General features: G+C 76.0%; 19 protein-coding genes. 17 read left to right on the forward strand and 2 right to left on the reverse strand.

What is annotated here, in order from left to right; translation table 11 throughout:
• Positions 1-11: 11 nt before the first annotated feature.
• The 16 genes from HKK73_RS01665 (at position 12) to HKK73_RS01740 (ending at position 20,721) form a co-directional block, all read left to right on the forward strand.
• A complete protein-coding gene (locus HKK73_RS01665; protein ID WP_171467294.1) occupies positions 12-2,057 on the forward strand; it encodes a hypothetical protein in 2,046 nt (681 codons plus the stop codon).
• Positions 2,058-2,067: 10 nt separating this feature from the next.
• Positions 2,068-2,763, forward strand: a complete 696-nt coding sequence (locus HKK73_RS01670; RefSeq protein WP_232422994.1) for an ABC transporter ATP-binding protein — start codon at positions 2,068-2,070, stop codon at positions 2,761-2,763.
• A gap of 56 nt (positions 2,764-2,819) precedes the next feature.
• Complete coding sequence (locus tag HKK73_RS01675) at positions 2,820-3,086, forward strand: hypothetical protein (RefSeq protein WP_076403859.1); 267 nt, start codon at positions 2,820-2,822, stop codon at positions 3,084-3,086.
• A gap of 248 nt (positions 3,087-3,334) precedes the next feature.
• Positions 3,335-4,513: a pyruvate dehydrogenase (acetyl-transferring) E1 component subunit alpha gene (gene pdhA, locus HKK73_RS01680; RefSeq protein WP_212715453.1), complete on the forward strand. Its 1,179-nt coding sequence runs from the start codon at positions 3,335-3,337 to the stop codon at positions 4,511-4,513.
• Complete coding sequence (locus HKK73_RS01685; RefSeq protein ID WP_043656580.1) at positions 4,510-5,502, forward strand: alpha-ketoacid dehydrogenase subunit beta; 993 nt, start codon at positions 4,510-4,512, stop codon at positions 5,500-5,502. Before pdhA ends, HKK73_RS01685 begins: the two co-directional genes overlap by 4 nt.
• A gap of 56 nt (positions 5,503-5,558) precedes the next feature.
• The gene (locus HKK73_RS01690; protein WP_171467295.1) at positions 5,559-7,076 is read left to right on the forward strand and encodes a dihydrolipoamide acetyltransferase family protein; all 1,518 of its coding nucleotides are present in this window, start codon (positions 5,559-5,561) and stop codon (positions 7,074-7,076) included.
• 132 nt (positions 7,077-7,208) lie between these two features.
• Positions 7,209-7,712, forward strand: coding sequence for a hypothetical protein (locus HKK73_RS01695; RefSeq protein WP_171467296.1), 504 nt, complete (start codon positions 7,209-7,211; stop codon positions 7,710-7,712).
• Positions 7,713-7,797: 85 nt separating this feature from the next.
• Positions 7,798-8,499 carry a DUF6766 family protein gene (locus tag HKK73_RS01700; protein WP_171467297.1) on the forward strand — a complete coding sequence of 234 codons (702 nt, stop codon included), beginning with the start codon at positions 7,798-7,800 and terminating at the stop codon, positions 8,497-8,499.
• 145 nt (positions 8,500-8,644) lie between these two features.
• The gene (locus HKK73_RS01705) at positions 8,645-10,105 is read left to right on the forward strand and encodes an MFS transporter (RefSeq protein WP_171467298.1); all 1,461 of its coding nucleotides are present in this window, start codon (positions 8,645-8,647) and stop codon (positions 10,103-10,105) included.
• Positions 10,106-10,107: 2 nt separating this feature from the next.
• Complete coding sequence (locus HKK73_RS01710; RefSeq protein WP_256380362.1) at positions 10,108-12,288, forward strand: molybdopterin oxidoreductase family protein; 2,181 nt, start codon at positions 10,108-10,110, stop codon at positions 12,286-12,288.
• Complete coding sequence (locus HKK73_RS01715; RefSeq protein WP_171467299.1) at positions 12,285-14,012, forward strand: FAD-dependent oxidoreductase; 1,728 nt, start codon at positions 12,285-12,287, stop codon at positions 14,010-14,012. Before HKK73_RS01710 ends, HKK73_RS01715 begins: the two co-directional genes overlap by 4 nt.
• A 335-nt stretch (positions 14,013-14,347) precedes the next feature.
• Positions 14,348-16,999 (forward strand): nitrite reductase large subunit NirB, encoded by a 2,652-nt coding sequence (gene nirB / locus HKK73_RS01720; protein WP_171468641.1) that lies wholly within the window; start codon positions 14,348-14,350, stop codon positions 16,997-16,999.
• Entirely contained in the window at positions 16,996-17,436 is a 441-nt protein-coding gene (nirD, locus tag HKK73_RS01725) for a nitrite reductase small subunit NirD (RefSeq protein ID WP_082774289.1), read from the forward strand. The genes nirB and nirD overlap by 4 nt, the downstream gene beginning before the upstream one ends.
• Positions 17,433-18,794, forward strand: a complete 1,362-nt coding sequence (cobA, locus tag HKK73_RS01730; RefSeq protein WP_171467300.1) for a uroporphyrinogen-III C-methyltransferase — start codon at positions 17,433-17,435, stop codon at positions 18,792-18,794. Before nirD ends, cobA begins: the two co-directional genes overlap by 4 nt.
• Positions 18,795-18,838: 44 nt before the next feature.
• A complete protein-coding gene (locus tag HKK73_RS01735) occupies positions 18,839-19,930 on the forward strand; it encodes a uroporphyrinogen-III synthase (protein WP_171468642.1) in 1,092 nt (363 codons plus the stop codon).
• Complete coding sequence (locus HKK73_RS01740) at positions 19,927-20,721, forward strand: sirohydrochlorin chelatase (protein ID WP_171467301.1); 795 nt, start codon at positions 19,927-19,929, stop codon at positions 20,719-20,721. Before HKK73_RS01735 ends, HKK73_RS01740 begins: the two co-directional genes overlap by 4 nt.
• On the opposite strand, the gene HKK73_RS01745 is transcribed toward HKK73_RS01740, so the two are convergent.
• Together HKK73_RS01745 and HKK73_RS01750 are read right to left on the reverse strand one after the other, a co-directional pair.
• On the reverse strand, positions 20,711-22,258 hold the full coding sequence (locus HKK73_RS01745) for an MFS transporter (RefSeq protein ID WP_171467302.1): 1,548 nt from the start codon (positions 22,256-22,258) through the stop codon (positions 20,711-20,713). The genes HKK73_RS01740 and HKK73_RS01745 overlap by 11 nt on opposite strands.
• On the reverse strand, positions 22,255-23,283 hold the full coding sequence (locus tag HKK73_RS01750; RefSeq protein ID WP_171467303.1) for a zinc-binding dehydrogenase: 1,029 nt from the start codon (positions 23,281-23,283) through the stop codon (positions 22,255-22,257). The genes HKK73_RS01745 and HKK73_RS01750 overlap by 4 nt, the downstream gene beginning before the upstream one ends.
• A 172-nt stretch (positions 23,284-23,455) precedes the next feature.
• On the opposite strand from HKK73_RS01750, the gene soxR reads away from it, so the two are divergent.
• The gene (gene soxR, locus HKK73_RS01755) at positions 23,456-23,926 is read left to right on the forward strand and encodes a redox-sensitive transcriptional activator SoxR (protein WP_043659223.1); all 471 of its coding nucleotides are present in this window, start codon (positions 23,456-23,458) and stop codon (positions 23,924-23,926) included.
• The last annotated feature ends 23 nt before the right edge of the window (positions 23,927-23,949 follow it).

Genomic DNA, 23,949 nt, shown 5'->3' on the forward strand with positions numbered 1-23,949 from the left:
GCGGAGCCTCCATGCCGAACAGAAGCCTCAGCCTGGCCTACGCCCTCGCGGTGGTCGTCAGCCTCTTCCTCGCCTTCTTCACGGTGCAGGCGTACAGCGAGTTCGCGGTCCGCGGGTTCGACGCCCAGCTCCGCGTCGACTCCCTCGGCACGACCGCGTCGAGCGCCGAGGCGTACGGCACGATCGCGACCTTCGCGACCTCCCGCGACTGCACCGTCGCCAAGGTGACCTTCGACCTCACCGACGTCTCGACGCGGCACCTCTCCGTCCTCGGTGACGGCTCGGCCGACCCGGGCGGGCGGTGGCTCGACCACGGCGTGGCCGACTTCAGCCGCGGCGTCACCACGCAGGTGCACCCCGGCGCCGAGCTCGGGGCCACGAGCCCGGTGGGCTCCTACGGGCTCTCGTGCGGCACGGCGGAGGCCGAGGCGCTGGCCGCCGCGCTGCGGGAGGCCGGGGTGACGGCGTCGGCCGACTCCTACCCGACGATCCTCTCGTGGCACCGCTACCTCGCGGGCACGCCGATCCCGGCGGGCTACGCCATCGCGGCGGTCGCCGTCGTGCTCCTCGCGGGGTGCGGCGCGCTCCTCAACGCCCGGGCGTACGCGGTCCAGCGCCTCCAGGGCGCGCCGTTCTCCAGCATCCTGCGGCGCGACCTCGCCCCGATCTGCCGACGCCTCGCCCTCCACCTGGGTGGTGCTGCCGTCGTGTGCGCGATCGTGCTCGGCGCCTACAACGGGTTCGCGCAGGCGACGACGTTCCTCGGCCTGGCCGGCGCCGTCCTCGCCGGGCTGCTGCTCGTCACCGTGACCGCCCACGCCGTCTCGACGGCCGCCGCGCAGCGCATCCCGCTCGCGGCCGCGATCAAGGGCGAGTCCGTGGGGGCCTGGGTCGTCCCCGCCGCGTTCGGCGTGCGGTTCTGCGCCCTCGTCATCCTCGTCGCGTCGATCTTCTCCGCCGTGCACGCGGGCCAGCTCATCGCGGGTCAGCAGGCCGCCCGCTCCGCCTGGCAGAGCGCGGGCGGCGCGACCTCCGTGGGCGTCGGCGGCGACGACCAGGCCCGCGCGGGCGAGTTCGCGCAGCGCCTCGGCGAGGTCGTCGTGCGGGCGCTCGACGACCGCGAGGCGGTGCTCGCCGCGCGGCAGCCCGTCTCGGCGTTCGGCACGGTGACGGTCGCGCCCGAGGACCAGCCGGTCCTCCTCGTCAGCCCGTCGTACCTGGAGGAGCAGGACGTCCGCGACGCGACCGGGTCGCGGCTCGTCCCGGCGCCGGGGTCGTGCCTCACGATCCACCTGCCCACCACGCTGCGGGCGGACCAGCAGGACGACGTCGTGGCCGCCGTCGGCTCGTGGGCGGACTACTTCGGTGCGACGTGCGCCGTCGAGCGCGGTGCGCCGCTCGCCGAGGGCAGCACGCTGTTCGACTACGGCAACGCCGCGGACCCGAGCGCGTCACCGCTCGTGGACGAGCCGGTCGTGCTCGTCGTGGACCCGGCCTCGGAGGTCGTGAGCGCCGACGGGTACGGCGCGTACACCTCGACGGGGGACGTCGTCTTCCTCGACCCGGCGTACGTGCTGGAGGAGAGCCGCGCGGCGGGCATCCGCGACTACGTCCTCTCGGTCACGCCGATCGCGGACGCCGCGGCCGAGGAGTACCAGAAGCTCGTCCGGAGCTTCCGGCTCGGCCTCGCGAACATCGCGGCGGCGGCCGGCGTCGTGCTCCTCACCGCGGTCGTGGTGTCGAGCGCGTACACGCGGCGGTACGCGCAGAGCGTGTTCGTCCGCTACATCGCGGGGTGGTCGTTCGCCGCGCGGTACCGCGCGGCGTTCCTCGCCGAGGCCGCCTCGGCGGTGCTGCTCGTCGCGTACGTGGCGGCGAACCCGCCGCGCACGCCGCCGGCCCTCGGCGCCGTCGTCGCGGCCGCCGCACCGCGGCTGCTCGGGGGAGCGGAGCCGCTCGTCGCGGTGGCGGTGTGCCTCGTGTCGTCCGCCCTGCTGGTGACCGCGCTCGCGGTGGCCCAGCGCAGGCTCCTGCGGACGCGATCCAGTGACAGCTGAACGAAGGGGGATGGCGATGATCGAGGTCGTGGGTGCGGCCAAGTTCTACGGGGCGCGGACGGTCTGGACGGGCCTCACGCTGAGCGTGGAGGCGGGCTCGATGGCGGGCCTCGTGGGGTCGAGCGGCTCGGGGAAGACGACGCTGCTCAACTGCGTGGGCCTGCTCGACCGGCTGGACGCGGGGACGCTGTTCGTGGACGGGCGCGACGTCACCGCGCTGAGCCCGCACGGGCGACGCCTGTTCCGACGGGACGAGCTCGGGTACCTGTTCCAGAACTACGCGCTCATCGACAACGCGACGGTCGCGGCGAACCTCGACGTCGCGTTCGTGAGCAGGGGCGTCCGGCGGGCGGACCGCGCGCGCCGGCGCGAGGAGGTGCTCGAGCGCGTGGGGCTCGGCGGGTACGAGCGCGCGGCCGTCTACGAGCTGTCGGGCGGCGAGCAGCAGCGCGTCGCCGTGGCGCGGCTGCTCCTCAAGCGGCCGCGCGTCGTGCTCGCCGACGAGCCCACGGGGGCGCTCGACGAGGGGAACGCCGACGCGATCGTCGGGCTCCTGCGCGAGCTCGCGGACGAGGGGCGTGCCGTGGTCGTCGCGACGCACAACCCGCGCGTCGAGCAGGCCTGCGACACCGTCCTCGAGCTCGGCGCCTCGACCCAGCACGTGGCCCGCGCGTTCGTCGGCGCGGACGACGACGGCGCGGCGTAGCGGCGGGCGACGGCGGCGCGGTTGCCGGGTCCTGGTCACGCGAGAAGACTCGCGGCATGGACAACCAGGAGTGGGAGCAGTTCGTCGAGGACAACGGCTGGCTCTTCGGGGGCGCGGCCCTGGTCCTCTACGTCGCGGTCGCGGTGATCTTCTTCATCGCCTACGTCCGGATCATCCAGAAGGCCGGCTACTCCGGCTGGTGGGTGCTCGTGGGCCTCGTGCCGATCCTCAACGTCGTCATGTTCCTCGTGTTCGCGTTCTCGCGCTGGCCGGTCCTGCGCGAGCGCGACGCGCTGCGCTCGGGCGGCGTCTACCCGCGGTAGGGGCAGCCCTCCCGGGGCCGGGGGTGCGCCGGTGGGGATTGGAGGTTCTCTACAGCCGGTCGTGACGGACGTTGGGCGACACGTCGGAGGCGCTACCTACGGGGTCGTAGCCTACGCTTGCGTAGGCTACGGAGACGTAGGTTCCGACGGCGCCCCGCACCGGGCGCCTCCTGCCCCCGAGCGGGCCGGCCGCCGGCCGGGCCGCACCGAAGGAGAGTCGCGTGACCGAGAACGACGCGAGAACCGGCGTGCGGGACGCTGCGAGCACGCACCCCGACCTCCCCGACGTCGCGGGCGGTCCCGACGACGCACCCCTGCTCCAGCTCGTGACGCCCGCCGGCGCCCGCGTCACGACCCCGGAGACCGACGGCTACCGCGAGCGCGTCGCCCACCTCGACGCCGCGGCGCTGCGCGGTCTCTACCGCGACATGGTGCTCACGCGCCGCTTCGACGACGAGGCGACGTCGCTCCAGCGCCAGGGCGAGCTCGGCCTGTTCGCGCAGGCGAAGGGCCAGGAGGCCGCGCAGATCGGCTCCGGCCGCGCGCTCGCCCCCCAGGACTACGTCTTCCCGTCGTACCGCGAGCACGGCGTCTCGCACGTGCGCGGCATCGACCCGACGGCGCGCCTGCGCCTCTTCCGCGGCGTGGACCACGGCGGGTGGGACCCGACGGCGCACAACGTCCACCTGTACACGCTCGTCATCGGGTCGCACGCGCTGCACGCGACGGGGTACGCCATGGGGGTCCAGCGCGACGGCCTCGTCGGGTCGGGCGACCCGGAGCGCGACGCGGCCGTCGTCACGTACTTCGGCGACGGCGCGACGTCGCAGGGCGACGTCAACGAGGCGCTCGTCTTCGCGGCCGTGAACAACGCGCCGGTCGTGTTCTTCTGCCAGAACAACCAGTGGGCGATCTCGGAGCCGACGACCCGGCAGACCCGCGTGCCGCTCTACCGCCGCGGCGGGGGGTTCGGCATCCCCAGCGTGCGGGTCGACGGCAACGACGTGCTCGCGTGCTACGCCGTGACCGCGGAGGCGCTCGAGCGTGCCCGCTCCGGCGGCGGCCCGACGTTCGTCGAGGCGTTCACCTACCGCATGGGCGCGCACACGACGTCCGACGACCCGACGAAGTACCGGTCGCGTGCCCAGGAGGACTACTGGCGCCGTCGGGACCCGATCGACCGGCTGGAGAACCTGCTCCGCGCCGAGGACGCGTGGGACGACGCGTTCGCCGCCGACCTGGCCGCCGAGGCCGACGCGCTGGGCGAGCGGCTGCGCGAGGAGGTCCGTGCGCTCGCCGCACCGGACCCGTCGAGCATGTTCGACCACGTCTACGCGACCCCGAACGCCGTGGTCGAGCGCGAGAAGGCGTGGTTCGCCGACTACCAGCAGTCCTTCGAGGAGCCGACCGCGGAGGTGGCGCGATGAGCGACAGCAAGACCCTGACCCTGGCCCGCGCCATCAACGAGGGGCTGCGCCGGTCGCTGGAGAACGACCCCAAGGTCCTGCTCATGGGTGAGGACATCGGCGCGCTCGGCGGCGTCTTCCGGGTGACGGACGGCCTGCAGAAGGACTTCGGCGAGGACCGCGTCGTCGACACGCCGCTCGCGGAGTCCGGCATCCTCGGCACGGCGATCGGTCTCGCGCTGCGCGGCTACCGGCCGGTGTGCGAGATCCAGTTCGACGGGTTCATCTTCCCCGCGTACGACCAGATCACGACGCAGCTCGCGAAGATGGGCTACCGCTCGGGCGGGAAGCTCCAGGTGCCCGTCGTGATCCGCGTGCCGTACGGCGGCGGGATCGGTGCGGTCGAGCACCACAGCGAGAGCCCCGAGGCGCTGTTCGCGCACACGGCCGGCCTGCGCGTCGTGTCGCCGTCCACGCCGCAGGACGCGTACACGATGATCCAGGAGGCCGTCGCCTCGCCGGACCCGGTGCTCTTCTTCGAGCCCAAGGGCCGCTACTGGGAGAAGGGGCCGGTCGACGTCGCGGGTCGCGGCGAGGGCGCGACCGTGCTCGACCGGGCGCGCGTCGTCCGCCCCGGCACGGACCTCACGCTCGTCGCCTACGGTCCGACCGTCGCGACCGCGCTCCGCGTCGCCGCGGCGGCCGAGCAGGAGGGCCGCAGCATCGAGGTCGTGGACCTGCGCAGCATCTCGCCGCTCGACACCGCGACGGTCGTCGAGTCCGTCCGCCGGACGGGACGCTGCGTCGTCGTGCACGAGGCCCCGACCTACCTCGGCTCGGGCGCCGAGGTCGCGGCCCGCGTGACCGAGGAGTGCTTCTACTCGCTCGAGGCGCCCGTGCTGCGCGTCGGCGGCTTCCACACGCCGTACCCCGTCGCGAAGATCGAGCACGACTACCTGCCGAGCCTCGACCGCGTGCTCGACGCCGTCGACCGCGCGTTCGCGTTCTGACGCGCGTCCGCCGCGACCTCGACAGCGCCGACCGGGACCACCAGGAGGACCACGCAGTGCCCACCTTCGAGAAGTTCAACCTCCCCGACGCGGGCGAGGGCCTCACCGAGGCCGAGATCGTGCACTGGCACGTCGCCGTCGGCGACGCCGTCACGGTCAACCAGACGATCGTCGAGATCGAGACGGCGAAGTCGCTCGTCGAGCTGCCGTCGCCGTACACGGGCGTCGTCACGGAGATCCTCACGCCCGAGGGCACGACGGTCGAGGTCGGCGTGCCGATCATCGTCGTGGACACGGACCCGGGCGGCACGGCCCCGGCGCCGACCGCACCGGCCGGCGTCGTGCCCGACGGCGCAGACGCGCCCGCAGCGACCGCGTCGCCGCAGACGGGCACCGGGGACGCGACGCCCGCCGCGAGCGAGGGTTCCGGCTCGGTGCTCGTCGGGTACGGCACCGTCGAGCCGGGCACGGCCCGACGGCGGCGCCGCGCGGCCGAGCCGGCCGCCGCAGCGCCCGCGGCCGAGCCCACCGCCGCAGCACCCGCGACCGACCGCCCCGGCCCGGCGACCCCGGACCGGACGGCCCCGGCGGCGAGCACCGCGCCGTCGGCCCCAGCCTCGACCTCCGCCCCGCGGGCGAGCGCGCCGGCCGCCGTCGGGCACGCGACCCTGCCGGTGCTGGCCAAGCCGCCGGTGCGCAAGCTCGCGAAGGACCTGGGCGTCGACCTGGCGAGCGTCGCGGGCACCGGCCCGGGCGGGATCGTCACGCGCGAGGACGTGCAGGCCTACCACGAGCAGGCGAAGGCGCAGCCGCTCGCGACGTACGCCGACGACGACCAGCCGTGGCTCGCGACGGGCGCCGTCACGGCCGACGGCCGCCAGACGCGCGTGCCCGTGAAGTCGGTGCGCAAGCGCACGGCCGAGGCGATGGTCACGAGCGCGTTCACCGCCCCCCACGTGACGGTCTTCCACACGGTCGACGTCACGCGCACCATGAAGCTCGTCCGCACCCTGCGGGAGGACCGCGAGTTCGCGGACGTGCGCGTCACGCCCCTGCTCGTCACCGCCAAGGCGCTGCTCCTCGCGGTGCGCCGCCACCCGGAGATCAACGCGAGCTGGGACGACGCCGCGCAGGAGATCGTCTACAAGCACTACGTGAACCTGGGGATCGCGGCGGCGACGCCGCGCGGGCTCGTCGTGCCGAACATCAAGGACGCGCACCGCCTCGACCTGCACGGCCTCGCCGGCGGGATCGCGGACCTCACCGCGACCGCGCGGGCCGGGCGCACGTCGCCCACCGACATGTCCGACGGCACGATCACGATCACCAACGTCGGGGTGTTCGGCATCGACACGGGCACGCCCATCCTCAACCCCGGCGAGGCCGCGATCCTCGCGTTCGGCGCGATCCGCGAGCAGCCCTGGGTCCACAAGGGCAAGATCCGCAAGCGCTGGGTCACGCAGCTCGCGCTGAGCTTCGACCACCGCCTCGTCGACGGCGAGCTCGGCGCGCGCGTGCTGGCCGACGTCGCGCGGATCCTCGAGGACCCGGCGCGCGGTCTCGTCTGGGGCTGAGCCCACCCGTCGGCACGCGGGACGCGCGTCGGCACACGCTGCGCCGCTCGGCACCTCGAGGTGCCGAGCGGGCACGCTCCGTGCCGAACCGTGCCCGGGCCACTGCTTGCGAGCGCATCGAGAACCGCGAGCATGAGGCTCAGCGTCGGCGACCCGGTCGGCGCGGTGTCGCCACAGGAGGGTCGTGTGCTCGGGAGTGCTGGTCGGGGGTCACGGACGGGTCCGGGCGTCGGGCTCGCGGCCCTCGCGCTCGTGACCGCCACGCTCGCGGGGTGCGCGGGACCCGGCGCGGCAGAGGCGCAGGACGTCGTCGAGGACCTCGCGGGCGCGCTCGCCGTGGGGGACGGCGACGCCGCGTGCGCCCTGATCCTGCCCGCCGCGGCCGACGCGCTCGCCGCCGACGAGGGCGAGCCGTGCGCGGACGTCGTCACCGCGCCGGACGGCCCCCTCGCCGGGCTGACCGCGGCCGGAACCCAGGTCGTCGTCGAGGACGTGCACGTCGCGGGGCGTCAGGCGCAGGTCGTCACGGCGACGGACACCGTCTTCCTCGCGCTCTCCGGCGACGCGTGGGTCGTCACCGCAGCAGGCTGCACGCCCCGCGACGACCGCCCCTACGACTGCGAGGTGGAGGCATGAGGGTCCCGCGGCTGATGTTCTGGGCCACGCTCGTGCTCGTCGTCGCGGGCCTCGCGGTCACGTTCGTGCTGGCGGCGGTGCACCGATGAGCGCCGGCAGCGGGAAGGGCGGCGTCCTCGGCGGCCTGCGCGCGAGCTCGCTGAGCCTGTTCTTCGCGCTCGCGTTCCTCGCGTCGCTCGTCGCGCAGGCCGTGAGCGGCGTCGCCGTCTTCAACACCGACCAGCGGGCGGCGGGCCTCGACCCGGTGACGTTCGGCCAGTACGTGCTGTCGTCGGCGTTCTGGGTCGACGTCACGGAGAACTGGCAGTCCGAGTACCTGCAGTTCCTCCTCTTCATCACCGCGACGGTGTGGTTCGTGCAGCGAGGCTCGCCCGAGTCGAAGAAGCTCGACCAGGCGGGCCGCGAGTCCGACGAGGACCAGAAGGTCGGCGAGCACGCCACCGCGGACTCCCCGGCGTGGGCCCGGGCCCGAGGCTGGCGGCTCGCCGTCTACTCGCGCTCCCTGTCGCTCGTCATGGGCGCGATCTTCCTCGGGTCCTGGGCCGCGCAGTCGGCGGCCGGCGCGGTCGCGTTCAGCGAGGAGCAGCTGCGCGACCTCCAGGACCCCGTGCCGTGGACGGAGTACCTGTCCATGCCGGACTTCTGGAGCCGCACGTTCCAGAACTGGCAGTCCGAGATGCTGGCCGTCCTCAGCATGGTCGTCCTCGCGATCTACCTGCGCGAGCGCGGGTCGCCCGAGTCCAAGCCGGCGGGCTCGTCCCACGAGGCGACCGGCGTCGAGGCCTGACGGCGAGCGCGCGGACGGCCGCTCACAGCGCCCGCCGAGCGGGTGTGCGGAAGACCTCACACGGGCTTAACGGGGGTCGCGCGCGGGGGAAACACGGCGTTCCTAGCGTCCTGGTCACTGACCGGGACCTGCTGAAGGAGCCGCCATGTCCGCGCCCACGAGCCCCACCACCCACGAGGGTGAGCAGTCCGCAGCCCGCCCGTCCGGCGTCGTGCCCGCGACGCCGCCCGCCCCGGGACTCGCCCCGGCACCACCGAGGACGCCGCACCGCCGCTCCGGGCGGTGGATCGACCGCTGGGACCCGGAGGACCCGACGTTCTGGCGCGACGGCGGCCGCCGGGTCGCGACCCGCAACCTGGGGATCTCGGTGTTCGCGGAGTTCCTCGGCTTCGCGGTCTGGGCGCTGTGGTCGATCGTCGTGCCGCAGCTCCCCGCCGCCGGGTTCACCTTCACCGTGGACCAGCAGTTCTGGCTCATCGCCGTGCCGAGCCTCGTCGGCGCGACGCTGCGCATCCCGTACACGTTCGCCGTGCCCCTCTTCGGCGGGCGCAACTGGACGGTCGTGTCCGCCCTCCTCCTGCTGCTCCCGACGGCGGCGCTCGCGGCCGTCGTGCAGGACCCCGGCACGTCGTTCGGCGTGATGCTGGCCGTCGCGGCGCTCGCCGGCTTCGGCGGCGGCAACTTCGCGTCCTCGATGGCGAACATCTCGTTCTTCTACCCGGAGCGGGAGAAGGGCAAGGCGCTGGGCCTCAACGCCGCGGGCGGCAACCTGGGGACGGCGGTCGTGCAGCTCGCGGTGCCGCTCGTCATCGTCGCCGGGGCGGGTGTCGCGCTCGAGCGCGCGGGCCTCATGATGATCCCGTTCGTCCTGCTCGCGGCGTTCCTCGCGTGGCGGTTCATGGACAACCTCGCCACGGCGAAGGCGGACCCGCGGTCGTTCGCCGTCGCGACCCGGAACCGGCACACGTGGATCATCTCGTTCCTCTACATCGGGACGTTCGGGTCGTTCATCGGCTACGCCGGTGCGTTCCCGACGCTCCTCGCGGGCCAGTTCCCGGAGGTCACGCTCTCGATCGCGTTCCTCGGCGCGCTGGTCGGCTCGGTGTCCCGGCCGCTGGGCGGCATCGTCGCGGACCGCCTGGGCGGCGCGCGCGTGACGATCGCGTCGTACGGGGTCATGGCGCTCGGCGCGGTCGGCGCGATCCGGGCGCTGGAGACGCACAGCTTCGGCCTCTTCTTCGCGTCGTTCCTCGTCCTGTTCGTCGCGACGGGCGTCGGCAACGGCTCGACCTACCGGATGATCCCGGCCGTCTTCCAGGCGAGCGCGGCCCGCGACCTCGACGGCCCGACGGCGAGCGACCCTGCGGCCCTGGCCGCGGCCCGGGTCCGCGCCCGCCAGGCCGCGGCCGGGTGCATCGGGATCGCGGGCGCCGTCGGCGCGTTCGGCGGGTTCCTCATCCCGCGCGGGTTCGCCGCGTCGACGAGCCTCTCCGGCTCGCTCGTCCCCGCCCTGTGGACGTTCGTGGGGATGTACGCGGTGATGGCGGTCGTCGCGTGGGCGGTCTACCTGCGCAAGGGCTCGGCCCTCGCCGCGGCCGGGATCTGAGCGTGGACACCCACTGCCCCTACTGCGCGCTCCAGTGCGGCATGACGCTCGCACCCGCGCGCGGCCCGCTGCCGGTCGCGGTCGCCCCGCGCGACTTCCCGACCAACCGCGGTGGGCTGTGCCAGAAGGGCTGGACGAGCGCGACGGTCCTGCGCGCACCCGACCGGCTGACGAGCCCGCTCCTGCGCGGGCCCGACGGCGAGCTCCGGCCCGCCCCGTGGGACGAGGCCCTCGACGTGGTCGCGGCCGGGATCGAGCGGGTCCAGGCCGCGCACGGCCGCGACGCCGTCGCGGTGTTCGGGGGCGGCGGCCTGACGAACGAGAAGGCGTACGCGCTCGGGAAGTTCGCGCGCACGGTGCTGCGGAGCGCGAACATCGACTACAACGGGCGGTTCTGCATGGCGTCCGCCGCGGCGGGGGCGAACCGCGCGTTCGGCGCCGACCGCGGGCTCCCGTTCCCGCTCGCCGACCTCGGCGGCGCGGACGCCGTGCTGCTGCTCGGGTCGAACGTCGCCGAGACGATGCCGCCGTCCGTCCAGCACCTCGCCGGCGTGCGGGCGCGGGGCGGGCTCGTCGTCGTGGACCCGCGCCGCAGCGCGACGGCGGCGCTCACGGGGGAGGCGGGGGACGCCGTCGGGCAGGGGGTGCACCTGCAGCCGGTCCCGGGCACCGACCTCGTGGTGCTGCTCGCGCTGCTGCACGTCGTGGTCGCGGATGGGCTCGCGGACACGGCCTACCTCGACGCGCGCACGACCGGGTTCGACGACGTCCGCCGGTCCGTCGCCGGGTGGTGGCCCGAGCGCGCGGAGACGGTGTGCGGGGTGCCGGCGGGACGGCTGCGGCACGTCGCCCGGCTGCTCGCGGCGGCGTCGCCCGTCCACGGGGGTGCGGGTGCGTACGTGCTCACGGGCCGCGGCGTCGAGCAGTCCGCGCAGGGCACGGCGACCGTGACCGCGGCGATCGACCTCGCGCTCGCCCTCGGCCTGCCCGGCCGGGTGGGGTCCGGGTACGGCGCGATCACCGGCCAGGGCAACGGGCAGGGCGGACGCGAGCACGGGCAGAAGGCGGACCAGCTCCCCGGGTACCGCAGGATCGACGACCCGGCGGCCCGCGCGCACGTCGCCGCGGTGTGGGGCGTCGACCCGGCGACGCTCCCCGGTCCTGGGATGCCCGCCGTCGAGCTCCTGCGGTCGCTCGGCGCGCGGCCCGGACCGGGCGGTGCGAGCACGACCTACGCCGAGGACGGGCGCCCGCGCGCCTTGCTCGTGCACGGGTCGAACGTCGTGGTCAGCGCCCCGGACGCGGACCGGGTCGCGGCGAACCTGCGCGCGCTCGACCTGCTCGTCGTGTGCGACCTCGTGCCGTCGGAGACGGCGCTGCTCGCGGACGTCGTGCTGCCCGTGACGCAGTGGGCCGAGGAGGAGGGCACCATGACGTCGCTCGAGGGACGCGTGATCCGACGGCGCCGCGCGGTCGACGCGCCGGGCGAGGCACGGTCGGAGCTGTGGATCCTGGCGGAGCTCGCGCGTCGGCTGGGATCGCCGGTCTCCTTCCCGACCGACCCGGCCGTCGTCTTCGACGAGCTCGCGCGCGCGTCCGCGGGCGGCGTCGCGGACTACGCCGGGCTCAGCCACGCGCGCCTCGACGCGGACGAGGCGGACGGCGGCCCGGGCCTGCACTGGCCGGTGCCGTCCCCCGACCACCCGGGCACCCCGCGGATGTTCCTCGACCGGTTCCCGACGCCGGACGGACGTGCCCGCCTGGTCGCGGTCGACCACACGGGCCCGAGCGACGACGTGCGGCCCGACGCGCCGCTCTACCTCGTCACGGGCCGCGTGCTCCAGCACTACCAGTCGGGCGCGCAGACCCGGCGCGTGCCGGAGCTCGACCGCCTCGTCCCGGAGCCGTTCGTCGAGGTCCACCCGGTCCTCGGCACGCGCCTCGGCGTCGACGACGGAGACCGGGCGCGCCTCACGACCGCGCGCGGCGCGATCGAGGCGGTCGTGCGGTGGACGGACCGCGTCCGGCCGGACACGGTCTTCATGCCCTTCCACTGGGGCGGCGTGGGCAGCGTCAACCGCGTGACGACCGACGCGACCGACCCCGTCTCCGGGATGCCGGAGTTCAAGGTCTGCGCCGTGGACGTGCGACGCGCCCCTGCGCTCCAGGAGGTCGTGGGATGACGCGCGTCGTCGTGGTCGGTCACGGCATGGTCGGGTCGCGGTTCGCGGGCGACCTCGCGGCGCGGTGCGGGGGGTCCGCCGACGTCGAGGTCACCGTGCTCGGCGCGGAGGAGCACGAGCCGTACAACCGCGTGCTGCTCAGCGAGGTCGTCGCGGGCCGGGCCGACGTCGCGACGATCGCCCTGCCTGTCGCGGACGACGCGCTCGTCACGGTCCGGCGGGGCACCGAGGCCCTCGCGGTCGACCGGGCGTCGCGCCGCGTCCTCACGGGCGAGGGTGCCTACCCGTACGACGTCGTCGTGCTCGCGACGGGCGCCGCGGCGCGCGTCCCCGAGGTGCCCGGCCTCACCGGCCTGCCCGGCGGCCTGCCGCGTGGCGCGCACGTCCTGCGGACGCTCGACGACGCACGCGCGATCGTCGCGAGGTCGCTCGACGCGCGGCACGCCGTCGTCGTGGGAGCGGGCGTCCTCGGCCTCGAGGTCGCGTGCGGGCTTGCGCGTCGCGGCGTCGCCGTGAGCCTCGTGCACGGCGGCGCGAGCGTGATGGACCGCCAGCTCGACCGTGCGGCGGGCGGCGTCGTCGCGCGCGGTCTCGCCGGCCTCGGGGTGCGCGCCTGGACCTCAGCCCGGACCGAGCGCGTGGTCGTGGCCGGCGGCAGCGTGCGGGGCGTGACGCTCCGCGTGCCCGACGTTGGCCCGCACGACCCCGCGGCGGATCGGCCGGGCGCGGCCGGGGGAGTGCCGGACGGCGTGCGTCGCGTCGACCTCGACGCCGACCTCGTCGTGCTCGCGTGCGGCACCGTGCCCGAGGCCGGGCTCGCACGGGCGGCGGGGCTCACGGTCGACCGTGGGGTCGTCGTCGGGCCCGACCTCGCCAGCCCGGACGACCCGCGCGTGTTCGCGATCGGCGACTGCGCCCAGCCGCCCGAGGGCGGCACCGGGCTGATCGCCCAGGGGTGGGACCAGGCGCGCCGGCTCGCGCAGCACCTCGCGGAGCGGCTCGCCGCCGGGGCCGACGGCGCGGGGAGGCCGGGCGCCGCGCAGGGGGCCGCGCCCGACCGGCGGCGTGCGCGCCGAGGACCGGCCGCCGACCGGCCGAGCGTGGCGCTGCGGCTCGCCACGGACGTCGTCGCGCGCCCGCTCGAGCCGACGGCCGACCCCGGGGTCGGCACGCGCGCGACCGCCGGGACCGACGTCGTGCGGCTCAAGGCGGCGGGGCTCGAGATCGTGACGATGGGCGTGTGCGGCGAGCGTCGCGCGCCCGACGCGGCGCACCGGTCCGTGACGCTGAGCGACCCGGCGGCGGGGCGGCACGTCGAGGTCGTCGTCGCGGACGGGCTGCTCGTCGGCGCCACGTGCGTCGGCGCGCCCGAGGTGGGCGCCGACCTCGCCGCCGCGTACACGCGCCGAGTCCCCGTGCCCGCCGACCCGGCCCACCTGCTGCTGCGCCCGGTCGCGCAGGCGCCCGCGCCGGCGTCGTCCCCGACGCTCATGCCCGACCGCACGACCGTGTGCACGTGCAACGGCGTGACCAAGGGCGACGTCGTGGGCTGCTGGCACGACGGCGCCCGGAGCGTCGACGACGTCGCACGGGCGACGCGCGCGACGACGGGCTGCGGCGGGTGCAAGGACGTCGTGTGCGGCCTGGTCGACTGGCTCGCGCAGACCGACCCGGAGCAGCCGCAGGCCGACGGCGCACGGGCGAGCGTCGGCCTCGGCGCGTGAGGTCGGCAAGCCCTGCCGAGATCGGCAGTCACGATCGCCGATCTGGACACGACCTGCCGGTCTCGCACCGCTCCGCCGACCTCACACGGCGGCGTCCGGCCGGGTGAGAACACCGTTACGGACGGGCAACGGGCGGGGCACGGTCGCGAAACCGCCCGTCCGTAGCGTCGTCAGCACCATCCCCGGGGGCCTCTCCTCGCTCGCGTCGGACCCCGCGGACGGTGACCGATCCGCCCCGACGCCCCCAGGAGCCCGCCGTGACCGGACCTGAGACCGATCCCGCCCCCGCCCCGGCCCCCGGTGCGCCCCGGCACCTCGTCGTCGTCGGCGGCGGCATGGTGGCGCAGCGGCTCGTCGAGGCGTTGCGCGCGCGCGACGCCGACGGCACGTGGCGCGTCTCGCTCTTCGCCGAGGAGCCGCGCAAGCCGTACGACCGCGTCGCCCTGACGAGCTACTTCTCGGCGCGCGACGCCGAGGAGCTCACGCTCGGCGACCCTGCCCTGTGGGACGACCCGCTGGTCACGCTGCACCGTGACTGCGCGGTGACGTCGATCGACCGCGAGGCGCAGACCGTCACCGACCGGCTCGGGCGCGTGCACGCCTACGACGAGCTCGTCCTCGCGACCGGTTCGAACGCCGCGCGCCCCCCGATCCCCGGCAACGAGCTGCCCGGCGTGTTCGTCTACCGCACGATCGACGACGTCGCGGCCCTGCGCGGCTGGGTCGAGGAGAAGCGGCGCAGCGCCACGACCGAGGGTGGCTGGGAACGCCCGGTGCGCGGTGCCGTCATCGGCGGCGGACTCCTGGGCCTCGAGGCCGCGGGCGCGCTCAAGGCCCTCGGCGCGCAGGCCACGGTCGTCCAGTTCGGCACGCACCTGATGGACGCGCAGATCGACCTGGGCGGCGGCGAGGCCCTCAAGCGCCTCATCAACGGCATGGGCATCGCGGTCCGGTGCGACACCGGGACCAAGGAGCTGAGGGTCTCCCGCAAGACCGGGCACGTGGGCCGGCTCGACTTCGCCGACGGCGGCCGGCTCGACGTCGACGTCGTGGTCCTCGCGACGGGCGTGCGGCCGCGCGACGAGCTCGCGCGCGCGGCGGGGCTCGCGGTCGGGGAGCGCGGTGGCGCCGTCGTGGACCTCGCGTGCCGCACCGAGGACGAGCACGTGTGGGCGGTCGGCGAGGTCGCGTGCCTCGAGGGCCGGTGCCTCGGCCTGGTCGCGCCGGGCTACGCGATGGCGGAGGTCGTCGTGGACCGCCTGCTCGGCGGCGAGGCGACGTTCCCCGGCGCGGACACGGCGACCAAGCTCAAGCTCCAGGGGGTCGACGTCGCGAGCTTCGGCGACGCGCACGGCCGCACCGAGGGCGCGATGGAGCTCGTCTGGGCCGACCCGGTCGCGGGCGTCTACAAGAAGCTCGTCCTGTCCGACGACGCGCGCACCCTCCTGGGCGGGGTGTTCGTGGGCGACGCCGCGCCGTACGCGTCGCTGCGGCCGATGCTCGGCACGGAGCTTCCGGGCGACCCGGGGCTGTTCCTCCTTCCCGAGGGGTCCGGCGGCGGGGTGCCGAGCCTCGAGCTCCCCGACGACGCCACGGTCTGCTCGTGCAACAACGTCAGCGCGGGCACGATCCGGAGCGCGGTCACCGAGCACGCCTGCACCGACCTCGCGGGCGTCAAGGCGTGCACGCGCGCGGGGACGAGCTGCGGGTCGTGCCTGCCGCTCGTCAAGAAGATCACGACGACCGAGCTCGCCCGGGCCGGCGTCGAGGTCTCGAACGCGCTGTGCGAGCACTTCGACCTCTCGCGCGCGCAGCTCTTCGACGCGGTGCGCGTCGCGGACCTGCACACGTTCAGCGAGATCGTCCGGCGGTTCGGCCGGGTGCCCGAGCCGGTCACCGACACGCAGGGTGCCGTGCTGGTGCGCGACGCCGGGCGCGGCTGCGACATCTGCAAGCCCACGATCGCGTCGATCCTCGCGTCGCTCGGCAACGGTCACGTCCTCGACGGTGAGCAGGCGACGCTGCAGGACACCAACGACCACGTCCTGGCGAACATGCAGAAGGACGGCACGTACTCCGTGGTCCCGCGCATCCCCGGGGGCGAGATCACGCCCGACGGGCTGCTCGTCATCGGGCAGGTCGCCAAGGACTTCGGGCTCTACACGAAGATCACGGGCGGCCAGCGCATCGACATGTTCGGGGCGCGCATCGAGCAGCTCCCGCACATCTGGCGCCGGCTCGTGGAGCACGGGTTCGAGTCCGGCCACGCGTACGGCAAGTCGCTGCGCACGGTGAAGTCGTGCGTCGGGTCCACGTGGTGCCGGTTCGGCGTACAGGACTCGGTGGGCATGGCCGTCGAGCTCGAGCTCCGGTACCGCGGCCTGCGCTCGCCGCACAAGATCAAGCTCGGCGTCTCGGGGTGCGCGCGCGAGTGCGCCGAGGCGCGCGGCAAGGACGTCGGCGTCATCGCGACGGACAAGGGCTGGAACGTGTACGTCGGCGGCAACGGCGGGTTCACGCCCCGGCACGCGCAGCTCCTCGCCGAGGACCTGGACGACGAGGCGCTCGTCCGCACCGTCGACCGCTTCCTCATGTACTACGTGCGGACGGCCGACCGCCTGCAGCGCACGGCCGCGTGGGTCGAGGACCACGAAGGCGGTCTCGACGCGATCCGCGAGGTGGTCGTCGAGGACTCGCTCGGCATCGGTGCCGACCTCGACGCCGCGATGGCCCGCCACGTCGGCGACTACGAGGACGAGTGGCGCGCGGTCCTCGAGGACCCGGAGAAGCTGCGCCGCTTCGGCTCGTTCGTCAACGCGCCCGCCGAGCCCGACCCCGACCTCGCGTACGTCACCGAGCGCGGCCAGATCCGGCCCGCCAGGGCGGACGAGCGGGCCGCCCTCGAGGAGGCCCGCGCCGCGGGTCTCGCCACCGTCCCCGCCGGCCCCGTGGTGATCGCCGGCACGACCCTGGAGGTCCGTCGATGAGCGTCGTGCCAGCAGAGCAGGCCGCGTACCCCGTGGAGACGCCGACGTCGGACGCGGCGGGGTGGGAGCGCGTGTGCCTCCTGCGCGACCTCCTCGTCGAACGCGGCGCCGCCGCCCTCGTCGGCGGGGTGCAGGTCGCGCTGTTCCGCCTCCCCGACGACACGGTCCGCGTCGTGCAGCAGCGCGACCCGTTCTCCGGTGCGAACGTCCTGTCGCGCGGCATCGTCGGCACGCGCGGGGGCGTGCCGACGGTCGCCGGCCCCATGTACAAGCAGGTCTTCGACCTCACGACCGGCCGGTGCCTCGAGGCCGCCGGGTACGTGCCCGTCCAAGGCCTCGCGCCGGACCTGGCGACGTGGCCCGCCGAGGTGCGCGACGGCGTCGTGCACGTGGGCCTGCGCCCCCACGCCGCCGGGCCCGCGGACGGTGCGTCGTGACGACGCTCCTCGGGATCGACCTCGCCGGGCGCACGGTGCTCGTCGCGGGCGGCGGCCCCGTCGCGGCCCGCCGCGCGCGGGCCATGGCCGACGACGGCGCGCACGTCCGCGTCGTCGCGCCCCACGTCTGCGAGGACCTGCGCGATCTCGTCGCCGCCTCGCTGCGCGCCCCGCTCCGGGCACCCTCACCCGCCGGGCTGCGGGCCGACGGCGAGGTCGCGCCGGGTGGTCGTGTCACCTGGGCGCCGCGCGACGTCCGCGAGTCCGACCTCGAGGACGCGTGGCTCGTGCTCGCGGCGACGGACGACTCGGGGACCAACCGGGACGTCGCTGCATGGGCTGCCGCGCGCCGCACCTGGTGCGTCAACGCCGGGGCCGCGCACGAGGGCACCGCGCGCACGCCCGCGACGACCCGCAGCGGCGACGTCCTCGTCGGGGTCGTCACGGACGCCCCCGCGGTCGGCGTGCCGGCGGACGTCCGGGAACGACGAGCGGCTGACGCCGCGGCCGGGCGGCGCGGTCCGGACCCGCGGCGGGCGCGCGCGGTACGCGACGCGATCGCCGAGCACCTGCGCTCCGGCGGGGCCGACCAGCGGCGCCACCGCCCGGCGTCCGGTGGTCTCGGGAGCGTGACGCTCGTGGGCGGGGGACCGGGCGCCGTGGACCTGCTCACCCTCCGGGGCCGCCGGGCGCTCGCGGAGGCGGACGTCGTCGTCGCGGACCGGCTCGGGCCGGTCGACGTGCTCGACGAGCTCGCGCCCGGCGTCGAGGTGATCGACGTCGGCAAGACGCCCGGCCACCACCCCGTGCCGCAGCACGAGATCAACGCCCTCCTCGTGGAGCACGCGCAGCGCGGCCGGCGCGTCGTGCGGCTCAAGGGCGGCGACCCGTTCGTCTACGGGCGCGGCGGCGAGGAGGTGCTCGCGTGCCGCGCGGCGGGCGTGCCGGTCGACGTCGTGCCGGGCGTGTCGAGCGCGCTGAGCGTCCCGGCGCTCGCGGGCATCCCGCTCACGCACCGGGGCACGGTCGCCGCGTTCCACGTGGTCAGCGGCCACGACGGGCTCGACGCCGCCGCGCTCGCCGGGGTGCGCGACCGCACGGCTACGCTGGTGGTCCTCATGGGTGTCTCGCAGCTCGCACGCATCACGGCCCAGGCCCTCGACGCCGGGGCCGACCCTGCGCTGCCCGTCGCGATCGTGGAGAACGGGTCGACGCCCCGCCAGCGCGTGACGCGCGCCCCGCTCGGCGAGGTCGTGGAGCGCGCCGCCCAGGTCGGGGTCCGGGCCCCCGCGATCATCGTGGTGGGGGACGTCGCCGCCGCGGGACGGCTCGAACCGGACCCGGCGACGGTCGCGTGAGCGACTCCGGCCCCGACGGGGAGCGCCCCGCCCTCGGCCAGGTCATGGCGGGCTGCACCGTGCTCGTCACGGCCGACCGCCGCAAGAGCGAGCTCGCCGCCGCCCTCCAGCGCCGGGGCGCCGAGGTCCGCCACGCGCCCGCGCTGAGCATGATCCCGCACGCCGACGACGAGCAGCTCCTCGCGGGGACGCGCGACCTCGTCGAGCGACCGCCGGACGTCGTCGTCGTGACGACCGGCATCGGCTTCCGGTCCTGGGTCGAGGCCGCGGACGCGCACGGCCTCGCCGACCGCCTGCTCGAGGTGCTCGCCGACGCGCGGATCGTCGCGCGCGGACCCAAGGCGCGCGGCGCGATCCAGGCCGCCGGGCTCACCGCCGACTGGGTCGCCGAGTCCGAGACGTCGGCCGAGATCGCCGACGTGCTGCTCGGCGAGGGCGTCGCCGGGCTGCGGATCGCCGTCCAGCACCACGGTGCCGGGGCCGACGGCCTCGACGTCGTGTTCGCCGAGGCGGGCGCCGAGGTCGCGAGCCTCGTCGTCTACCGCTGGGGCCCGCCGCCGGACCCCGAGGCGCTGCGCGCGTCGGTCGAGGCCGCGGCCGTCGGGGAGATCGACGCCGTCGTCTTCACCTCCGCGCCCGGCGCCGAGGCGTGGCTGAGCGCCGCCGAGGAGCACGGTGTGGGGCGGCTCGTCGTGTCCCGGTTCCAGGACGGGTCGATGGTCGCGGCCGCCGTCGGTCCCGTCACCGCGCGGCCGCTCGAGCACCGCGGCGTCACGCCGCTGCAGCCGGAGCGCGGACGCCTCGGCGCGCTCGTGCGGACGCTCGTCGCGCACTACGAGCAGGCCGAGACCGTGGCCCTCGCGACCGTCGCCGGGGCGCTCCAGATCCGCTCGCGCGTCGCCGTGCTCGACGGCGAGGTGCTGCCCCTGTCGCCCAGCAGCCTCGAGGTGCTGCGCCTCCTCGCCGCGCGCCGCGGCGAGGTCGTCACGCGCGACGACGTGCTCGACGTCCTGCCCGGCGACTCGCGCGACCCGCACACGGCCGAGGTCGCGGTCGCGCGCCTGCGCGAGGCCACCGGCCGCCGGGACCTCGTCAAGACCGTCGTCAAGCGCGGATACCGATTGGAGCTCGCATGAGCCCGGACAGCCCCACCTCCCTCGACGCCGTCGCCGGCGCTCCGGCCGGCCCGCGCGCCGCGGCGCCGGTGCTCGTCGGCTGCTCCCACGGCACGGACGACCTCGCGGGGCGCGCGGTGGTCCGCGCACTCCTGGACGACGTGCGTGCGGCCCGCCCCGACCTCGACGTGCGCGAGGCGTTCGTGGACGTCCAGCAGCCCGAGGTGGCGGACGTCGTGACCGCCGTCGTCGCCCCGTCCGACGGCGGGGCGCCCGGTGACGCCGTGGTGGTGCCGCTCCTGCTCTCCGCCGGGTTCCACGTGAGCGTGGACGTCGCGGCGGCCGTCGAGGACCGCGGCCCCGGCACCGGGGCCGCTGCCGCGTCGGGGCCGCTCGGTCCCGACCCGCGCCTCGTGGAGCTGCTCGCCGAGCGGCTCGCGGAGGCCGGGCTGCGCGACGGCGACGCCGTCGTGATCGCCGCCGCGGGGTCGAGCCGCCCGGGCGCCGCGCGCGACGTCGAGACGCTCGCCGCCGGGCTCCGCGAGCGCGTCCCCGGCCCGGTCTCCGTCGGCTACGGCGCCATGGCGACGCCCACGGTGCCCGACGCCGTCGCCGCCGCCCGCGCGGGCCTCGCCCCGGGCGGGCGCGTCGTCGTCGCGGCCTACCTCCTCGCGCCCGGCTTCTTCTACGACCGGGTGCTGGAGGCGGGCGCCGACGTCGTGACCGGCCCGCTCGCGCCCGACCCGCGGCTCACCGCGATCGTGCTCGACCGCTATGGGGACGCCGCGGCCGGGCTGCGCCCTACGCCCTGAGGACCGGGCGGGTGCGGGGCGCGAGGAGGGCGACGCCCGCCGCGAGCAGCACCGTGACGCCGAAGCACACGACGTACGACGCCAGGCCGAGCGTGGGGTGCAGGGCCCACAGGAGCGACCCCGTGACGGCGAGCGCGGTCGCCGCGGCGACGGCGTCGGACACCTGGAGCGCGGACGAGTTCGCGCCCTGCTCGGCGACGGGCGAGAGCTCGAGCGTGAGCACGGAGAGCGTCGGGTGCGTCATGCCCATGCCGAGCCCCGCGAGGGTCCACGCGACCATCCCGACGACGGGCGGCACCGCCGTCCACGCGAGCAGCGCGGCGCCACCGATCCCGAGCGCGACGAGCGTCCCGCCGAGTCGCACGTAGCCTGCGTGCTGGAGGACCCACGTCGCCCGGCCGCGGAGCCACGACCCCGTCGACCAGCCGACGGCGCCGAACGTGAGCACGGCGCCCGCGAGCGACGGCGAGAGGCCGCGCTCGTGCGACAGCAGGAGCGGGAGCAGCACCTCGGCGCCGGTGAACGCGGCCGCGACGAGGCCGCGGATCGCGATGACGCTCGGCAGGCCGCGGGCCGCGCGGGTCGTGCCGCGGGGGAGCAGGCGCGGGACGGCGAGCGCGACGGCGGCGAGCGACACGACGAGCAGGGCTGCGAGCCCGACCCCGCGCAGCTGGCCCGCGTAGTTGAGCGCCCCGATGCCGACGGCGGCGACGACGGCCCAGGTGAGCGACGCCTGGCGTGCGGTCCGGTCGAGCGGCGACTCGGCGTCGTCGGGCCGGTCCCCGGACAGCGGGGCGGACGCCGGGGCGGGCTCGGGGGCCGAGCCGCGGGCCGCGCGCATGCCCGGGCGCATGAGGAACAGCGCGGGCACCGCGAGGACCGGGACGGCGAGGAACACCCAGCGCCACCCGACGTGCTCGACCACGAGCCCCGCGATGGCGGGCCCGACGATCGACGGGATCACCCAGGCCGCCGCGAAGGCCGCGAAGACCTTCGGGCGCCGGTCGGTGGGGAAGACGCGCGCGACGAGCACGTACAGCGCGACGATGTACAGGCCCGTCCCGACGCCCTGGAGCACGCGGCCCGCGACGAGCACGAGCATGTCCTGCGCGAGCCCGGCGACGAGCAGCCCGGCGAGGAAGAGCCCGATGCCGGTCCACAGCGGGGTGGTCGGGCCGGCGCGGTCGCTCCAGCGGCCGGACGCCACCATGCCGACGACGCTCGACGCGAGCGACGCGGCGAACGCGAGCGTGTACAGGGTGAGGCCGTCGAGCTCGACGGCGACCGTCGGCATGGCGGTCGCGACGGCGAGCGCCTCGAACGCGCCGAGGAACACGAACGCGACCATGCCGAACAGCACCGTGCGCTGCGTCCCGGGCGAGAGCGCACCCGCCTCGGCGGGGTCGGCCGCGGGCGCGCCGACGTCTGCCGTGCCGACGTCTCCCGTGCCGGCCTCGAACGTGCCGGCCTCGTCCGCGCCGGGCGCGGGGGAGCCGTACGCCGGTGCGTCGGCGTCGGTGCGGGGGTCCGCCGTCATACGAGAACGACCTTTCCGGTGGTGGCGCGCGCTTCGAGCTCGCGGTGGGCGCGCGCGGCCTCCGCGAGGGGGATCTGGTGCGTGACGACCCGCCACGTCCCGTCCGCCGCGAGCGCGAGCGCGCGCTCCTGCAGCGTGGACAGGTCTCCCCAGGGTCGGGCCCGGGGTCCCACGGCCCACCGTACGTCCGGCGTGCCGCCCGCGGCCCCCGATTTCTCGTCCGGGTGGTCGACGTCACCGGCCCGGTTCGGTGCCCCCGACGCCCAGCCGTAGAGCACGAGGCGACCGGTCGGTGCGACGAGGCTCGCGGCGTCGGCGCCCGCGTCGCCGCCGACGCCGTCGAGGAGCACGGTCGCGCCCTCCGGGGCGTGCTGCCCGACGGCGGCCCGCGCCTCGTCGAGCCAGGCGTCCGCCCGGTAGTCGACGGCGGCGAGTCGATCCTCCTGCGCCTCCCTGGCGAGCGACCGGACGAGCGCGACCTTCTCCGGCCCGCCGGCGAGCGCGACGACGCGCGCCCCCGCCGCGAGCGCGCTCTGGACGAGCAGCGTGCCGAGCCCGCCGGCCGCGGCCGTGACGACGACGGTGTCCGTCGCGGCGAGCTCCGCGAGGTCGAGGATGCCGACGGCGGTCCGACCGGTGCCGATCATGGCCAGCGCGTCGGGCGCGGTGACGTGGACGGGGATGCGGTGCAGCGCCTCGACGGGCACGACGGCCAGGCGGGCGTACCCGCCGCCGTCGGGCGTGGCGCCGAGGTGGGCCGCGACGCGTCGCCCGCGCCACGCGGCGTCGACGCCCGGCCCGACGACGTCCACCACCCCGGCGACCTCGCGCCCGGGGACCGTGGGCAGGGCGGGCAGCGGGAGCGGTCCCGCGACCTCGCCGCGGCGCAGCGTCGTGTCGAGCAGGTGGACGCCGTGCGCGCGCACGGCGACGCGTACCTGGCCGGGGCCGGGGACCGGGTCGGGGAGCTGGTCCAGCACGAGGTTCTCGGGTGGTCCGAACGCGTGCAGGCGGATGGCGTCCACGGGTGCTCCTCGGGATCGGGATCGGGGTCGTGCCAGGGTCGTGCGGCCTCGCGATCGCGCCGCCCTGCTAGTCTCGAACCTCAACAATTGTTCAGGTCAAGTACCCGTGCCGACCGGCGGCCGGCCGTGCCCGCCGCGTCGCCGCTGCATCCGTCCGCGTGGAGGAACCGCCGTGCCCGACGCCGCCCCGTCCCCGAGCGACGAGCTCACCGTCGGCCAGCTCGCGGCGCGCAGCGGCGTCGCCGTGTCCGCCCTGCACTTCTACGAGCGCGAGGGGCTCATCACGAGCCGTCGGACGCCCGGCAACCAGCGGCGCTTCACGCGCGAGACGCTGCGCCGCGTCGCGTTCGTGCGCGCGTCGCAGCGCGTGGGCATCCCGCTCGCCCGCATCCGCGCCGCCCTCGCGACGCTCCCCGGCGACCGCACGCCCACGGCCAAGGACTGGCACCGGCTCTCGGCCGGGTGGCACGCCGACCTCGACGCGCGCATCGAGCAGCTCACGCGCCTGCGGGACCACCTCACGGACTGCATCGGCTGCGGGTGCCTCTCGCTGCGCCGGTGCGTCCTCGTCAACCCCGACGACGCGCTCGCCGACGAGGGCCCCGGCCCCCGCACGCTGCTCGTCGAGGGGATCGAGGACTGAGCCACACGGCGTCGAGCGTCCGA

This window comes from Cellulosimicrobium sp. 72-3 (assembly GCF_013127315.1).
GTDB classification, from domain to species: domain Bacteria; phylum Actinomycetota; class Actinomycetes; order Actinomycetales; family Cellulomonadaceae; genus Cellulosimicrobium; species Cellulosimicrobium funkei.

Bases quoted from the DNA above. Each gene is read 5' to 3' on its own strand.
- HKK73_RS01675 (WP_076403859.1), top strand. From the start codon at position 2,820: ATGGACAACCAGGAGTGGGAGCAGTTCGTCGAGGACAACGGCTGGCTC.
- HKK73_RS01700 (WP_171467297.1), top strand. From the start codon at position 7,798: ATGAGCGCCGGCAGCGGGAAGGGCGGCGTCCTCGGCGGCCTGCGCGCG.
- HKK73_RS01745 (WP_171467302.1), bottom strand. From the start codon at position 22,258: ATGACGGCGGACCCCCGCACCGACGCCGACGCACCGGCGTACGGCTCC.
- HKK73_RS01685 (WP_043656580.1), top strand. From the start codon at position 4,510: ATGAGCGACAGCAAGACCCTGACCCTGGCCCGCGCCATCAACGAGGGG.
- HKK73_RS01665 (WP_171467294.1), top strand. From the start codon at position 12: ATGCCGAACAGAAGCCTCAGCCTGGCCTACGCCCTCGCGGTGGTCGTC.
- nirD (WP_082774289.1), top strand. From the start codon at position 16,996: ATGAGCGTCGTGCCAGCAGAGCAGGCCGCGTACCCCGTGGAGACGCCG.
- HKK73_RS01740 (WP_171467301.1), top strand. From the start codon at position 19,927: ATGAGCCCGGACAGCCCCACCTCCCTCGACGCCGTCGCCGGCGCTCCG.
- HKK73_RS01705 (WP_171467298.1), top strand. From the start codon at position 8,645: ATGTCCGCGCCCACGAGCCCCACCACCCACGAGGGTGAGCAGTCCGCA.
- HKK73_RS01670 (WP_232422994.1), top strand. From the start codon at position 2,068: ATGGCGATGATCGAGGTCGTGGGTGCGGCCAAGTTCTACGGGGCGCGG.
- HKK73_RS01695 (WP_171467296.1), top strand. From the start codon at position 7,209: ATGAGGCTCAGCGTCGGCGACCCGGTCGGCGCGGTGTCGCCACAGGAG.
- nirB (WP_171468641.1), top strand. From the start codon at position 14,348: ATGGTGGCGCAGCGGCTCGTCGAGGCGTTGCGCGCGCGCGACGCCGAC.
- HKK73_RS01715 (WP_171467299.1), top strand. From the start codon at position 12,285: ATGACGCGCGTCGTCGTGGTCGGTCACGGCATGGTCGGGTCGCGGTTC.
- HKK73_RS01735 (WP_171468642.1), top strand. From the start codon at position 18,839: ATGGCGGGCTGCACCGTGCTCGTCACGGCCGACCGCCGCAAGAGCGAG.